Below are 14,529 nucleotides of genomic sequence, written 5' to 3'. Positions count from 1 at the left end.
CACCTGCAACAACCAGCAGGCTTCCCCACCTCCAGGCTCGTCCCTGATGCCAGCTCGGTGCAGGCGCCGGCGGGGTGCAGGTGGGTGGTGAGCTGTCGTGGTGGGGATAGAAGTGGTCGCTCCGTGCCACTTTGTTTCCCCGCACTAGCCGCCGCAGCTGTGCTTGGTCGGCGGTGGGGCCATCGTGCAGGTTCGGGCGTTGGATGTCAGTTTGCCGGCCAGACGACTGTGTCGAAGGTGGCGCGGGAGTTCAGGGCGCCGCCTTCGTCGAGGGTGGCGACCTTGAGTCGCGCGATGTTCCGTTCGCTGGTGCGCACGCACAGGACAGTCTTCTTCGTGAGCTGCACCTTGCTTCGGCTGCCCAGGGTGTCGACAACGTTCGAGCAGTCCTCAGGTCCTGGCAGGCCGCCGGGCTCCGTCCACTGCGCGATCAGGGTCTCGTTCCAGCCGCTCATCTCGTTGTTGAGCAGCATGTACACGTCACCCGTGTCGGAATAGCCGACGCGTTCGGGTGGCGCGGCGTCCAGATCCCGCGCCTCGGTGTCGAGCAGCATCTTCCCCTGCCAGAGCGGGCCTCCGGCAGGGCTCGCACTCGGGGACGGCGCCGACGACGGGGTCTGGCTGGGTGGTGTTGCCGGTGCCGATCCGGAGGTGCTGCCGGAAGCCGAAGGCGTCGTCACGGCACCGTCGTTCTTGTCGTCGCCAGATGAGCCGAGAACAGGCACCAGTGCCGCGATGAAAGCTGCGACGATCGTCGCCCCGGCAGCGATCCACGCGCCCTTCTGGTGCCTGTCGAACCAGCCTCCGCCGCGAGCAGTCTCGTCCGCCAACTTCCTCATCACCCCACTGTCCAGGCAGGCCCACGAGGCTAGCAGTCTGTAAGGCCACGAGTACTGCCTGGATTCAGGTGGGTCAGCGGCTGAAGCCGGCGGTTAGGCCGCTGAGGAGTTGGCGGCGGCTTACGGCGTAGAGGATGACGATGGGGAGGGTGGTCAGGACTACGGAAGCGAGGACTGCGGGGACGTTGACGCTGTACTGGCCTTGGAAGGTCCAGAGGGCTAGGGGGAGAGTTCGTTTGTCGGGGCTTTGGGTGAGGATGAGTGGGAGCAGGAAGCCGTTCCAGACGCCTAGGCCGTTGTAGATGCTGACCGTGACGAGAGCCGGACGAGTCAACGGCAGGGCGAGTTTGGTCATCATGCCCCACTCGGTCGCGCCGTCGACCCGCATCGACTCGAAGAGCTCCTTCGGTACGTCGCGGATGAAGTTCGACAGCACGAGCACCGACAGCGGGATCGCGAACGCGACCGACGGCAGGATCAGCGCCAGCAGGCTGTCGTACAGATGCATCCGGATGATCAGCAGGTAGACCGGGATGATGGTGGCCTGCAGCGGGATCGCCAGGCCCATCAGGAACAGACCGTTGACCCCGGCAAGGAACTTGCTGCCGGCGCCGCGGATGATCGCGTACGACGCCATGAACGCGATCGCCACCGCGGGCAGGATCGTGCCGATGGTGACGATCACGCTGTTCACGAAGTACCGCGGGAAGTCGGACTCGATGACCAGCTTGTAGTTGTTCGTCGTCGGCGCGGACGGCAGCGCGAACGGGTTCTGCGTGAAGTACGCGCTCTGGTCCTTGAAGCTGGTGACGACGATCCAGTAGAGCGGGACGAGCACGATCGCCAGCCAGATCCAGCCGGCCAGTCCGCCGAACCAGTTCAGCTGCAGCAGTTTGCGGCCGCGAAACGAAGGGTTGCGCGCCGGGCGCGTCGCCGTACCGCTGCTGCTGGTGGCCGTGGTCAGATCGGAGGCCATGTCACGCACCTTCCTGCTGGCTTGCGGTCGTACTGCCGCCCAGGCGGCGCAGCAGCAGTGCGAGGGCCAGGCCGAGGAGCACGATGAGGGCGGCGATCACGCTGGCCGGACCCATCTGGTTGGACATGAAGCCCCGCTTGTACATGTCGAGAGCGAGTACGCGCGTGGCGTCGCCGGGACCGCCCGCGGTGAGGACGAAGATCAGGTCGAAGAAGGTCAGCGATCCGACCACCATCAGCGTCGACGACGTGATGATCGTGTACTTCAGCTGCGGCACGGTGATGCTGAAGAACTGCCGGATCCGGCCGGCGCCGTCGATCGAGGCGGCCTCGTACATCGTGGTCGGGATCGCGCGGACGCCGCCTTGGTAGATCAGCGAGTGGAACGGGATGAACTGCCAGGACACGATGAAGATCACCACGCCGACCGCGAGGTTGCTCCGGCCGAGCCAGTCCTGGGTGAGGAAGCCGAGGTGCAGGCCCGGGCCGAGCCCGAAGTTCGGGTCGAGCAGGGCCTTGTAGGTGATCGCGATCGCGGCCGAGCTGAGCAGCAGCGGGATGAAGTAGAGCACGGCGAGGAACGCGCGGTACCGCTGCCGCCCGGCCAGGAACGTGCCGAGCAGCAGACTCATCGGCGTCTGCACCAGCCACGACAGGATCATGATCTCGAAGGTCACCAGGATGCTGCGCGGCAACTGGGAGTCGGTCAGCACCGACTTCCAGTTCGACAGGCCGGCGGCGTGGATCGCGCCGAGGCCGTCCCACTGGGTGAAGCTCAGCACGAGTACTCCGACCAGCGGGACGACCCCGAACACGGTGAAGAGGACGAGCGCGGGCAGCACCATCCAGGCAACCGGACCGCTCCGCCCGACGCCGGACGTGGGCTTGTTACGCAGACTGCCCGGCGGTACGGGCGGAGCGACTGTCACTGGCCGATCACCGCGTTCATGTTGGTGGCGAACTGCTGCGGGGAGATCGAGAGCTGGAAGAGCTTGGCGATGTTGTCGAGCAGCGTCTCGGCCTGGGTCGGGCTGAGCGCCTGGTCCCAGGACTGCGCGAAGTTCTTCGCGTTCGCGGCGGTGTCGTAGACGAAGTTCAGCCACTCGGAGTCGTTCTTGTCGGTGATCGACGAGAGCTTGTCCTTGGCGCTCTTCACTACCGGGATGTTGCCGGACTTCACCCAGGCGTCCACCGTGGCGTCGTCGAGCGTGTTGTTCGCGATGAACTTCTTCGCGGTCTCCTTCTCGCCGTCGGTCGCCTTGGACGAGATCGACATGTACTGACCCGGGTTGCCGACCGTGTCGCTCGGGTCGCCCTTACCGCCGTCGTACGGCGGGAAGTTCATGTAGCCGAGGTGCCCGCCGGTCACGAAGTCGCCACCAGACGCCTTCATGTTGCCGTAGGTCCAGGCGCCGTGCAGCATCATCGCGGCCTTGCCGGTGTAGAGCAGTGCCTGGTCGGCGTTGGAGTCGGCGGTGATCGAGGAGAAGCCCTTGATGAACCCGTTCGCCTTGATCAGGTTCTGCATCTCCTCGAGCGCCTTCAGCGCGGACGGGTCGGACCAGCCGTCCTTCTTGCCGTCGAAGATGTTCTGGAAGACCTCGGCGCCGCCGATCCGGTCGAACAGGAACTCCAGCCACATCATGTTGGTCCAGCGCGACTGCCCGCCGAGCGAGAACGGCGCGATGCCCTTCTCGTTGAACTTCGGCACCAGGGACATGATGTCCTGCCAGGACTTCGGCGGCTCGGCGCCGATCTTCTCGAACGCGCGCTTGTCGTAGAACAGCACGATCGGCGTCACGGTCTCGCCCGGCACCGCGTAGATCTTGCCGTTGACGGTCGCCGCCGTGAAGGCGGACGGGAAGATCGAGTTCTTCAGGTCGGCCTGGTCCTTGTTCAGCCAGTCGGTGAGGTCCTCGACCTGGCCGGCTTCGACGTACGCCTTCAGGCCGCCGCCGCCCCAGCCCCAGATCAGGGTCGGGCCCTGGCCGGCGCCGATGGCGGTCTTGATCTTGGCCTTGAACGCGTCGTTCTGGAACTCGGTGGTCTTGAGTTTGGTGTCCGGGTTCGCGTCGTTGAACCGCTTGACCTGCGCCTCGCGGATGCCCTGCTGCGGCTGTCCGGTGAGGAACCAGTACGTCGCCCCGCTGCCGGCGCCGCCCGCGCCGCTGGCTCCGGTGGTCGAACCGGGCGTGCTCGACGGGCCGGAACTTCCGCAGGCGGCCAGGCCGGCCGCCAGGGCACCGCCACCGACGAAACCTAGAAAGGTACGCCGGGATGTCGTCATGGGATCCACAGTGATCTCCGTACTCCGTGCTGCCCCCACAGGTTGCGGAAGCACCTGCCGATATGACTTGTTTTCGAAACATAGATTTCGTGAATGGTGCTGTCAAGACTTGAACTAACCCCACTTTGGGGTCACAGTGAGGTCACGTAATCGCCTGCTGCTACAGGGGATTGACCGACCGCTGGCCGATTGGCCGGGCTGACGGAGAGCTTCGAAAATTTTTCGATAATTCCTCACCGTTTGGAACGTTCATCAAGGGAGATTTTCTTGTCCATCTCGACTGACCGGCCCTGGCGCGACCCCGCGCTGCCCGCTGCGGAGCGCGCCGGGCTGCTGCTGGCGGCGATGACCCTGGAGGAGAAGATCGCCCAGCTCGGGAGCCGCTGGGCCGGCAACGACATGGCCGACACCGCACTGCCCGACGACGAGACGATCAACGTGGCGCCGATGGAGGACGTGTTCTCGGTCGGCGGTGCGCTGTCCCTGGAGGACGCGAGTCGCGACGGCCTCGGTCATCTCACCCGGGTGTGGGGCAGTTACCCGCAGACGGTCGAGCAGGGCGTCGCCGAGGTGATCCGGCAGCACGAGGTGGTGCTGAAGGAGTCGCGGCTCGGTGTGCCGGCGCTGGTCCACGAGGAGTGCCTGACCGGGTTCACGACGTACGGCGCGACGGTCTATCCGGCCTCGATCGCGTGGGGTGCGACGTTCGATCCGGCGCTGATCGAGCGGATGGCGGCGGCGATCGGCCGCGACATGGCGGCGGTCGGTGTGCATCAGGGACTGTCGCCGGTGCTCGACGTGGTCCGTGACTATCGCTGGGGCCGCGTCGAGGAGACGATGGGCGAAGACCCTTATCTGGTAGGGATTCTGGGGTCGGCGTACGTGCGCGGTCTGCAGAGCGCGGGCGTCGTCGCGACGCTGAAGCACTTCGCCGGGTACTCCGCGTCGCGCGCCGGACGCAACCACGGGCCGGTGTCGATGGGGCGTCGCGAGCTGCTGGACATCATCCTGCCGACGTTCGAGACCGCGATCGCGACGGCCGGCGCCGGGTCGGTGATGAGCTCGTACGCCGACCTCGACGGGCTGCCCGCGAGTGCGGATCCGTGGCTGTTCACCGACGTGCTGCGCGACGACTGGGGATTCGAGGGGACGGTCGTTTCGGACTACTGGGCGGTGCCGTTCCTGGCGTCGATGCACCGGGTGGTTGCGAACGACGCGGATGCCGGTGCGCTCGCGTTGACGGTCGGGACCGATGTGGAACTGCCGGACACGATCGGGTTCGCGGGCCTGCTGGACAAGGTGAAGGCGGGCGAGCTCTCCGAGGATCTGATCGACCGTGCGGCCCGTCGCGTGCTGCTTCAGAAGGCCGAGCTGGGCCTGCTCGACGAGGGCTGGACGCCTGAGGGGTCGGTGAAAACCAGTGGCGTGGATCTGGATTCGGCGGAGAACCGGGCGATCGCACGCGAGCTGGCCGAGAAGTCGGTGGTGCTCCTCGACGCCGGCCCCGTTCTCCCACTGAGCAAGGACGCCAGGGTCGCCGTGGTCGGTCCGTGCGCCGACGACCCGCGGACGCTGATGGGGTGTTACGCCTTCCCGAACCACGTGCTCCCGCGGTATCCCGAGCGTGGGCTGGGTGTTCAGATCGGCTCGCCATTGGATGCCTTGCGCAACGAGTTGGCGGAGGTTTCGTACGCCAAGGGGTGCGGTGTCACCGGGGACGACCGCTCCGGGTTCGCCGAGGCGGTGGCGTTGGCCGCGGACTCCGATGTCTGTGTGGCTTTCGTCGGTGACCTGTCTGGGTTGTTCGGGCACGGGACCTCTGGTGAAGGGTGTGACGCGGAGGATCTGCGGCTGCCCGGAGTGCAGGGGGAGCTGGTCGACGCGCTGCTGGAGACCGGGAAGCCGGTTGTTCTGGTGGTGGTATCCGGACGGCCGTACGCGCTCGGCGAGTATGCGGGGCGCCTCTCAGGGCTGGTGCAGGCGTTCATCCCTGGACAGGAAGGCGCGGCGGCGATCGCCGGCGTACTGACTGGGCGGATCGTGCCCAGCGGGAAGCTGCCGGTGCAGATCCCGCGGCATGTGGGTGGGCAGCCCGGTACGTACCTGCAGCCCGCGCTCGGGAGTGTCGAGAGCGCGGGGATCAGCGGGCTCGAGACCCGGCCGCTGTATCCGTTCGGGTACGGCGCCTCGTACACGGACTTCACGATCGCCGATCTCCGGTTGAGCGTGCCGGAGATCGGCACCGACGGCGAGTTCACCGCCACGGTGCGGGTGGCGAACACGGGCGACCGGGGCGGCGACGAGGTCGTGCAGCTGTACCTGCGCGACGTCGTCGCCCAGGTCGCGCGGCCGTTGACGCTGCTGACCGGGTTCGCGCGGGTGTCGCTCGAACCCGGTCAGGCGGCCGACGTCACCTTCCGGGTACACGCCGATCGCACGGCGTACACGGCGGCCGACCTGCGCCGGATCGTCGAGCCCGGGGACGTCGAGGTGATGGTGGGCACGTCGTCGCTGGACCTGCCGTGTCGTGCCATGCTGCGGATCATCGGGGATGTGAGGGTGGTCGGACACGACCGGGTCCTGACGACTCCGGTGACGGTCAGCGAGGTTGGCGGAGGAGGGTGATGATGAGATGTCGCCGGTGAAGGGTCGCGTGACCCTGGCGACCGTGGCCGGATCGGCCGGCGTCTCGGTCGCCACGGTCTCCAAGGTGCTGAACGGGCGTAGCGACGTCTCGCCGTCCACCCGCGCCCGCGTCCAGGACGTCCTCGAGAAGCACGGGTACGTCGGACGCCGCCCGGACACGGTGCACCGGGACACGATCGAGCTGTTCTACCAGGGCGTCGTCAACGCCTACTCGGTCGAGGTGATCCAGGGCGTGATCGAGGCCGGTCAGGCGGCCGGTGTCGATGTCGTGCTGACCTCGCACCCGAAGCATCCGCCGACCGCGAACGGCGGGACCCCGGGCCGGGCGGCGGGCTGGATCCGGCAGTTGACCGCCACCGGCCGCCGGGCTGCGATCGGCGTCACGAGCGAGCTGTCCGCCGCCGACCTCGCGGCGCTGGCCCGGGCCAGGTTGCCGCTGGTGGTCATCGACCCCGCGAACACCCCGGAGCCCGACGTGATCAGCGTGGGCTCGACGAACTTCGCCGGCGGGATGGCCGCGGCGCAGCACCTGTTGTCCCTCGGCCACCGCCGGATCGGGTACGTCGGGGGTCCGCCGACGTCCGGCTGCAACCAGGCCCGGCTGAGCGGCTACCGCAGCGCGATGGAGTCGGTCGGCGCCGATGTCCCGGCCGAGTACGTCTGGATGAGCGACTTCCTGTACGAGGACGGGCTGGCCGGAGGGACCAAGCTGCTCGACCTGCGGGAGCGGCCGACCGCGATCTTCGCGGGCAGCGACGAGGTCGCGCTCGGGATCCTGGAGGCGGCGCGGGCGCGCGGCCTGCGGGTACCGGAGGACCTCAGCGTGGTCGGCTTCGACGACACCGAGGTCGCCCGGCTCGCTTCGCCGCCGCTCACCACGGTCCGGCAGCCGCTGCGCGAGATGGGTGCGGTCGCCGTACGCACCGCGTTGCAGCTCGCCGCGGGGGAGCCGGTCGCTTCGCATCACGTCGAGCTGGCCACGACGTTGATCATCCGCGGCTCGGCCGCCCCGCACGGGTTGTCGTCAGTCGCCGCTTCTTGATCATTCCTTGCGGTCGGCCAGGAGATTCGTCGCGAAGACGGCGGCCGCCAGCAGGACTGCGGAGAGCAGGGCGAGGAGCGTGAGCGGTACGGCGTTCGCGCCGGCCGTCTTCTCGTCGGACAGGACGGTCATGATCGGGCGGATCGGAGAGATCCACCGGAGCAGGAGTACGGCGAGGATCGCGGCGGCCGCGGTGAGCATAGCGACGCCGATCCGCGGGATCACCAGACGTGAGCAGAGCAGGCCGATCGCGATGCCGATCATCGCCGCGCCGAGTTGCGCGGCCGCACCGACGGCGAGGTCGCCGGCGGTGACGACGTGCTTGCCGGTGACGATCGGGTAGACCAGACCGATCAGCAGCAGCGGTACGCACCAGGTGACGACCACGGCGACCGTCATCGTCAGGACGCGCAGGGAGCTGCCGATCATCACTAGCGTGATCTTCCGCTGGGTCGGGTCCTCGTGGTTGACGATGCTGACGGTGAGCCAAGTCGTGCAGACGAGCATCGCCAGCACGCAGAACGAGTACGACGACTGCAGCGGCCCGTTGTCGGACGTCGTACCGACGGCCATCGCGGCGAGGAAGATCAGCGTCGGCGGAAGGTACCGCTGGGAGAGCAGGACGCTGGTCAGCAGGTACCGGTACAGAGCGCTCACTCGGGTTTCACCTGCCGCACGCTGACGACCGACCAGCCGTGGTTCAGGGCAGTCAGCAGGGCGGCGTCGTGAGTCCCGGTCGGCAGCAGCACGATCACGCCGGCCTCGGCACGCCGTACCTCCAGGACGTCGGCGTGGTGGTCCCAGTCCAGGTCTGCGCCGGGGAGCAGGTGGAGCTCGGTGAGGGCGGTCTGTTGGCGCGGTGAGGTGAGTTTGCCGCGGTCGAGTTCGCAGACGCGGGTCGCGGTGGAGCGGACGACCTCGGCGGAGTGTTCGGTGAAGGCGACCGCGGCGCCTTGCTCCGCGGTCTCCGTCAGGAGCTCGCGGAGGGTCGAGTGGGCGGTCGCGTCGAGGCCCGCCCAGGGCTCGTCGAGGACGAGCAGCTGCGGGGGATCGAGGAGTGCCTGGGCGAGCGCGACCTTCTGTGCGTTGCCTTTCGACAGTTTCCGCATCGGGGTGTCCGCGCCGCCCGAGAGCGCGAGGCGGTCGAGCAACTCGAGAGAGCGGTCCCGCGCCGTTCTCGTACTGAGTCCACGGATCCGCCCCATATGCCGCAGGTACGCCGACGCCGACAGGCGATCGTGCGACGTGAACACATCGGGCACGTAGCTCACCACGGCGGCGTTGCGCTGCACCGTTCCCGCTGACGGTCGCGACAGGCCGACCATCAAGCGCAGCACGGTCGACTTGCCGGAGCCGTTCGCGCCGACGAGAGCCAGCAGCTCACCGGCGTTCAGGTGCAGGTCGACGTCAGCCAGGATCTCCCGCCGCCCGTACCGTTTGGAGACCTTCCGCAGCCGGACCACTTCCATGCGGCGAGCCTATCCGGGCAAGCGGTCGACTCAGGGCGACGGACACCAGCAGTGACGCGGCGGCGAAGGCAGTCATCGTGGGAGCGGCGGCCGTCAGGTCGGCCATCGCGCCGGCGAGGATCGCGGTCACGCCGAAGGTCGTCATCCGGAGCGCGGACTCCAGCCCGAGGACCTGGCCGCGCAGTTCGGGGGCGGTGAGGTCGACGAGGATCTCCTGCTGCGCGAGCGACGCGGCGTACCCGCTGCTGCCGACCGCGACCAGTACGCAGAGCACCGCCAGGGGGAGATCGAACGCGAAACCCAGGAACGGTACGGCGAGCAGGAACCGCAGCCAGCGGGCCACGGTACGGCGGCGCTGCTGGGTGAGGTAGCGGCCGACCACGAGATCGCCGGTCATCATCCCGGCGGCACCGGCCGCGAGCAGCCAGCCGGCGCGCGAACCGGCGTACGGGACGAACAGTGCCTCGCAGCCGACGATCAGGCCGTTCGGGAGGGTGAGTGCGAGGAGCAGCGGGCGCGTACGGCGTTGCGCGAGCAGCGTGCGGTTGCCGCGCCACGTTTCGGCGAGGCCGGTCCGCGCGACCCGGCGCGGTGCTCGGTCGCGGAGGCCGAAGCGGATGACCGGGATGGCGAGTGCCGCGAATCCGGTCGCGATCCAGAGCACGGTCGACGGGCTCACCGCCTGCAGGAGCACACCCGCGACACCGAAGCCGGCGATCTGCATCGCGCCGACCGACAGGTTCATCGCCGATCGGCCGAGCACGAACTGGTCCGACTGCACGACCTCGCCGAGCAGTCCCCAGCGAACGCCGGCGCCGATCGAGAGCCCGTACGCGACCGCCAGCGCCAGGACGAGTCGGAGACCCGCGGAGAGGTCGGCTGCAGCCTGGACGCCGACCGCGACCGCCGACAGCGCCGCGAGCAGCGTGAGCACCCGGCGGGGACGGGCCGTATCCGCGGCGGACATCAGGGTGGAGACGCCGAGAACCTGCGCCAGCGACGGTCCGAACATGATGGTCGCGGCGAGCAGCGCGGATCCGGTCGCGGCGTCGACCAGGATCGCCAGCGTCAGGCTGGTCATCGTCGAGGACGCGTTGCCCAGCGCGCTGCTGATCCACAGGTTCCGGAACTCGGGGTTGGCGAAGATCGCCCGGTACGTGCTCATGCTCGGAAGCATCGACCGCGGGCTCGGCGTCGCCTACAGTTTCGGGTGGAGGCGAAACGTTGTCCGAGTTCCTGGTCGATGCCGACACCCTCGCGAACGCACGGTTCGGTACGTCGCAACTCACCGAGACCGTGGCGGCCCTGAAGCTGTTGCTCCGGCCGGTCGAGCCATGGTTCCGGCCGTGGAAGGACACGCACGTGGCCTCGTTCGAAGCCGCGTTGGCGGCTGATCCGCTCTGGACAGCGCTGCTCGACAGCGCCTTCAGTTACAGCTGGGCCGCGGACTTCCTGACCGTTCCGCCGCTCGCGCCCGATCTCACGATCGAGGCCGAGCTCGCGTACCTGACGTCCTTGGACGACGACCACATCCGCGCGGACCTGAGCGTCGTACAGACGCCGTTGCCGGCGATCGTCCGCGAGACGTCCGGGCTGGCCGAGGCTGCGGCAGAACTGCTGCGGTGGGTGTGGCGGACGACGGTCGAGCCGGACTGGCCGCGGCGCTTGCGGGTATTGCAGGCCGACATCGTGTCCCGGACGTCGCGTCTCAGCGAGCAGGGGTGGTCCGGCGTACTGCGAGGGCTCGGGCCCGATGTGCGGTGGCTCGGCGACGGACGGATCAAGGTGAACCGCTGGGACTACCCGCCGACCGACGTCCGCGGGCGCGATCTGATGTTCCTCGCGGCGCACACACAACGCGTGAATGTCAGCTGGCGGCTCCCGGATCGCTTCGCCCTGACCTACCCCGTGACCGGGATCTTCGCGACCACAGCAACGCCGGACGAACCGTTGGTGCAGCTGCTCGGCCGCAACCGCGCCCGCATTCTGGCCGAGGCCGCCGAGCCGGTGAGTACGACGTTGCTCGTGGCAACCACCGGTCTGTCGCTCGCCACCGTCTCGGACCACCTGCGCGTCCTGACCGACGCCGGACTGCTCGAACGCCGCCGTTCCGGCCGTTCGGTTCTGTACTGGCAGTCCGACACCGGCCGCCGTGTCGTACGGCGACCGGCGTCGAACCGCCCCGAGCCCCGTTGAGCTCGTGCAGCCGGGCAGCTAACGGACCTGGAGCTCCGTGGAGAGCGGTAGGTCCGAAACCGACGAGCCGGCTCGGATCGTGAAGGCGCCGGGTTCGGTGGTCCATCCATCCGCCCAGTGCTCGAAGGTGTGCTCGTGCAGGCCGATCGTGATCTCGCGCGCCTGACCTGCGTCGAGGCGGGCGACACCGAACCCGGCCAGCCAGCGCACCGGGCGGTCGATGGCGCTGCCGGGACGCTCGACGTACACCTGGACGACGTGCTTGCCGGCCCGGTCGCCGCTGTTGCGCACGGTCAGCGCGACGGACGAGGGGTCGTTCGCGCGCAGGTCGGACAGCTCCCAGGTGGTGTACCCGAGACCGTGACCGAACTCGTACGCCGGCTCGGTGCCCGCCTTGAGCCAGGCGCGGTACCCCATGTGGATGCCTTCGTCGTACCGCACGACGCCGTTCTCCGGGGTCACGTTGATGACCGGCACGTCCTCCTGCACACGCGGCCACGTGGTCGGGAGGCGGCCGCCCGGCTCGGTACGGCCGAGGAGAACGTCGGCGAGCGCGTCGCCGTACTCCTGACCGCCGAAGTACGTCGCGAGCACCGCGGCGACGTCGTCCCGCCAGGGGAGAAGCACCGGGGAGCCGGCGTTGACGACTACGACCGTTCGCGGGTTCGCGGCCGCGACCGCGCGGACCAGGTCGTCCTGCCGGCCCGGGAGCGCGAGCGAGGTCCGGTCGTACCCCTCGGACTCGACCTTCGAGTTGGTGCCGACAACGACCAGCGCCACGTCGGCTTCCCGGGCCGCGGCGACGGCCTCGTCGATCAGGGCCTGCGGGTCGTCGTTACCCGGCTCGACACCGACCGTGATGCTGAGCGCGTTGCTCAGGCCGCCCTCGACCTTGGGCAGGTCGAGCTCGACGCGGACGTCGACCGGCGTTCCGGCCGTGACCTCGAGCGGCGCGGAGATCGACGGCGGCGAGAGCAGCGCGGCGCCCAGGTCGTTGCCGACCGGGACCGCGGTGTCCTCGCGGAGGAGCTTGCCGTCGGCAAAGATCCTGCCGTGGCCGACCGACGCGAAACCAAGCTGAATCGCGCCGGACTCGCTCGGCGTCCAGGTGGTGCGGAACTCGAAGACCGCTGACTCGCCGATCGGCGCGTCGCCGCCGAGGTACACCAGCGCGCTGGAGAACCGGTCCTCGGCGAACAGTTCGGAACCGTCCGCGCCCAGGAACCGGACGCGGGCGCCCGGCTGACCGGACTGCGGGTTCGTCATCGTGCCGGCCGGGAGCTCGGCGACGCCTTCCTGGACGACCGCGCCGATCGAGTACGTGATCTCTGTGTTCGGGAGCGCCGCGCGCAGCCCGTCGAGCGGTGAGACGACCTTCTCCGGGATGACGGTCGCGCTACCGCCGCCCTGGGTCCGCGCGTCGCGCGCGTTGTGGCCGATGATCGCGACCTTCGTGAGCGCGCTGGAATCCCAGGGCAGCGCGCTCTGGTTGGCGAGCAGAACGGTGCCCTCGGTTGCCGCCGTTCGTGCGAAGGCCACGCCATCGACCTGCGGTGGGTCGGAGGGCTTCTCAGTGCCTTCGAGCGCGCCGACACGGGCGGCGAGCGCCAGAATGCGGCGTACCTTGCGGTCGATCGCGTCTTCCTTGACCTCACCGGACCGAACCGCCTCGACGAGCGCGTCACCCCAAGCGCCGACCGGGCCGGGCATCGCCAGGTCCTGCGAGTGCTTGGCGCTCTCCACGCTGCGGACGGCGGTCCAGTCGCTGACGACCACGCCGTCGAAACCCCAGTCGGTGTTGAGCGGGGTCTCGAGCAGGTCGTTCTCCGAGGCGGTCGCGCCGTTGATCGAGTTGTACGCGCTCATCACCAGCCACGCCTTCGACTCGGTGACCGCCTTCTCGAAGGCCAGCAGGTACACCTCGCGCAGCGTGCGCTCGTCGACCTCGACGTTCGCGGTGAAGCGGTCGGTCTCGAAGTCGTTCGCCACGTAGTGCTTCGGGGTGGCGCCGACGCCGAGCTCCTGTACGCCGGCGACGTACGCCGCGGCCAGGTCCGCGGTCAGCACCGGGTCCTCGCTGAACGCCTCGAAGTGCCGGCCGCCGAGCGGGGAACGGTGCAGGTTGATCGTCGGGCCGAGCACCACGTCGACGTTCTTGCGGCGCGCCTCGAGCGCCGACACCACGCCGTACCGGTGGGCGATGCCGACGTCCCAGGACGACGAGAGCGCCGTTGCCGACGGGAGGTTCAGGGACGGGTCGCGCTCGTCCCAGACCGCGCCGCGGACGCCGCTCGGGCCGTCGGACAGCACCATCGAACGCAGCCCGATCGCGGGCAGCGGGTGGGTGGACCAGAAGTCCTGGCCGGTCAGGATCCGGACCTTCTCCTCCAGGGAGAGGCGGCCGAGCAGGTCGTCGAAGTTCATGGCGAAAAGCGTAACCGTGAAAACCAAGTGATGCTAGGTTTTGGCCATGGCTAGTTCCCGGGGTCCTTATGCGAAGGGTGTCGCCAAGCGCGCCGAGATCCTGCGGGCCGCGCTGGAGGTGATCGCGCGGCACGGGTACCGGAAGACGTCGACGCGCGAACTCGCCGCCGCGGCCGGGCTCAGCGAGGCCGGGATGCTGCACTACTTCGGCTCGAAGGAGCAGCTGTTCGAGGCGGTGCTGCGGGCTCGTGACGAGGCGGACAGGGCCCGGTTCGAGGCCGGTGACCCGATCGACAACCTGACCGCGATCATCCGCCACAACGGGTCGGTGCCGGGTCTCGTGCAGCTGTACTCGACGTTCTCCGCCGAGGCCGGCGATCCGGAGCACGGCTCCCACGAGTACTTCGTGGAGCGGTACGCCGCGATCCGGGAGGCGCTCGCCGACGCGGTCCGCGCCCGCCAGACCGCCGGGACCCTGACCGCGGCAGCCGACCCGGAAACGATCGCGACCCTACTGATCGCCCTCTCCGACGGCCTCCAGGTCCAGTCGCAGTACGAACTCCAAGCCGACACCGCCGCCCTCTTCAGCCACCTGCTCGACCTCCTGGCCGGCACCGAGGCGTGACCTGCTCCACCGCCTAGGTTTCCGGT

12 protein-coding genes are annotated in these 14,529 nt (G+C 68.8%); 4 read left to right on the top strand and 8 right to left on the bottom strand.

The annotated features are described in order from the left end of the window. Window positions 1-206: 206 nt before the first annotated feature. The 4 genes from E0H92_RS39140 to E0H92_RS39125 form a co-directional block, all read right to left on the bottom strand. The gene (locus E0H92_RS39140) at window positions 207-839 is read right to left on the bottom strand and encodes a hypothetical protein (RefSeq protein ID WP_131499878.1); all 633 of its coding nucleotides are present in this window, start codon (window positions 837-839) and stop codon (window positions 207-209) included. Window positions 840-912: 73 nt separating this feature from the next. Continuing rightward, a complete protein-coding gene (locus E0H92_RS39135; RefSeq protein WP_131460994.1) occupies window positions 913-1,815 on the bottom strand; it encodes a carbohydrate ABC transporter permease in 903 nt (300 codons plus the stop codon). A 1-nt stretch (window position 1,816) separates the two neighbouring features. After that, on the bottom strand, window positions 1,817-2,743 hold the full coding sequence (locus E0H92_RS39130; RefSeq protein ID WP_238152591.1) for a carbohydrate ABC transporter permease: 927 nt from the start codon (window positions 2,741-2,743) through the stop codon (window positions 1,817-1,819). Continuing rightward, the gene (locus tag E0H92_RS39125; protein ID WP_131460995.1) at window positions 2,740-4,101 is read right to left on the bottom strand and encodes an extracellular solute-binding protein; all 1,362 of its coding nucleotides are present in this window, start codon (window positions 4,099-4,101) and stop codon (window positions 2,740-2,742) included. Before E0H92_RS39125 ends, E0H92_RS39130 begins: the two co-directional genes overlap by 4 nt. 267 nt (window positions 4,102-4,368) lie before the next feature. Between E0H92_RS39125 and E0H92_RS39120 the strand changes: the two genes are divergently transcribed. After that, window positions 4,369-6,726, top strand: a complete 2,358-nt coding sequence (locus E0H92_RS39120; protein WP_238173792.1) for a glycoside hydrolase family 3 N-terminal domain-containing protein — start codon at window positions 4,369-4,371, stop codon at window positions 6,724-6,726. Between the two features lie 7 nt (window positions 6,727-6,733). Continuing rightward, complete coding sequence (locus tag E0H92_RS39115) at window positions 6,734-7,789, top strand: LacI family DNA-binding transcriptional regulator (RefSeq protein WP_131460996.1); 1,056 nt, start codon at window positions 6,734-6,736, stop codon at window positions 7,787-7,789. Here E0H92_RS39115 and E0H92_RS39110 read toward each other — a convergent pair whose 3' ends face one another. From E0H92_RS39110 to E0H92_RS39100, 3 genes are read right to left on the bottom strand one after another with little or no spacing between them, the layout of a single operon-like run. Beyond that, on the bottom strand, window positions 7,790-8,446 hold the full coding sequence (locus E0H92_RS39110) for a hypothetical protein (protein ID WP_131460997.1): 657 nt from the start codon (window positions 8,444-8,446) through the stop codon (window positions 7,790-7,792). It lies immediately after the preceding gene. Next, window positions 8,443-9,258, bottom strand: coding sequence for an ABC transporter ATP-binding protein (locus tag E0H92_RS39105; RefSeq protein WP_131460998.1), 816 nt, complete (start codon window positions 9,256-9,258; stop codon window positions 8,443-8,445). The genes E0H92_RS39110 and E0H92_RS39105 overlap by 4 nt, the downstream gene beginning before the upstream one ends. Beyond that, a complete protein-coding gene (locus E0H92_RS39100) occupies window positions 9,197-10,423 on the bottom strand; it encodes an MFS transporter (protein ID WP_165550238.1) in 1,227 nt (408 codons plus the stop codon). The genes E0H92_RS39105 and E0H92_RS39100 overlap by 62 nt, the downstream gene beginning before the upstream one ends. A 59-nt stretch (window positions 10,424-10,482) precedes the next feature. Between E0H92_RS39100 and E0H92_RS39095 the strand changes: the two genes are divergently transcribed. Further along, window positions 10,483-11,454 (top strand): ArsR/SmtB family transcription factor, encoded by a 972-nt coding sequence (locus E0H92_RS39095; RefSeq protein WP_131499876.1) that lies wholly within the window; start codon window positions 10,483-10,485, stop codon window positions 11,452-11,454. An 18-nt stretch (window positions 11,455-11,472) separates the two neighbouring features. Here E0H92_RS39095 and E0H92_RS39090 read toward each other — a convergent pair whose 3' ends face one another. Further along, complete coding sequence (locus tag E0H92_RS39090; RefSeq protein ID WP_131499875.1) at window positions 11,473-13,878, bottom strand: glycoside hydrolase family 3 protein; 2,406 nt, start codon at window positions 13,876-13,878, stop codon at window positions 11,473-11,475. Window positions 13,879-13,924: 46 nt separating this feature from the next. Here E0H92_RS39090 and E0H92_RS39085 point away from each other — a divergent pair, with 46 nt between their 5' ends. Continuing rightward, the gene (locus E0H92_RS39085; protein ID WP_131499874.1) at window positions 13,925-14,503 is read left to right on the top strand and encodes a TetR/AcrR family transcriptional regulator; all 579 of its coding nucleotides are present in this window, start codon (window positions 13,925-13,927) and stop codon (window positions 14,501-14,503) included. Window positions 14,504-14,529 lie beyond the last annotated feature (26 nt).

This window comes from Kribbella speibonae (genome assembly GCF_004331375.1).
Classification (GTDB): Bacteria; Actinomycetota; Actinomycetes; order Propionibacteriales; family Kribbellaceae; genus Kribbella; species Kribbella sindirgiensis.
Note: the sequence above shows the minus strand (reverse complement) of the source record. Positions and strands in the feature narration are given on the sequence as shown.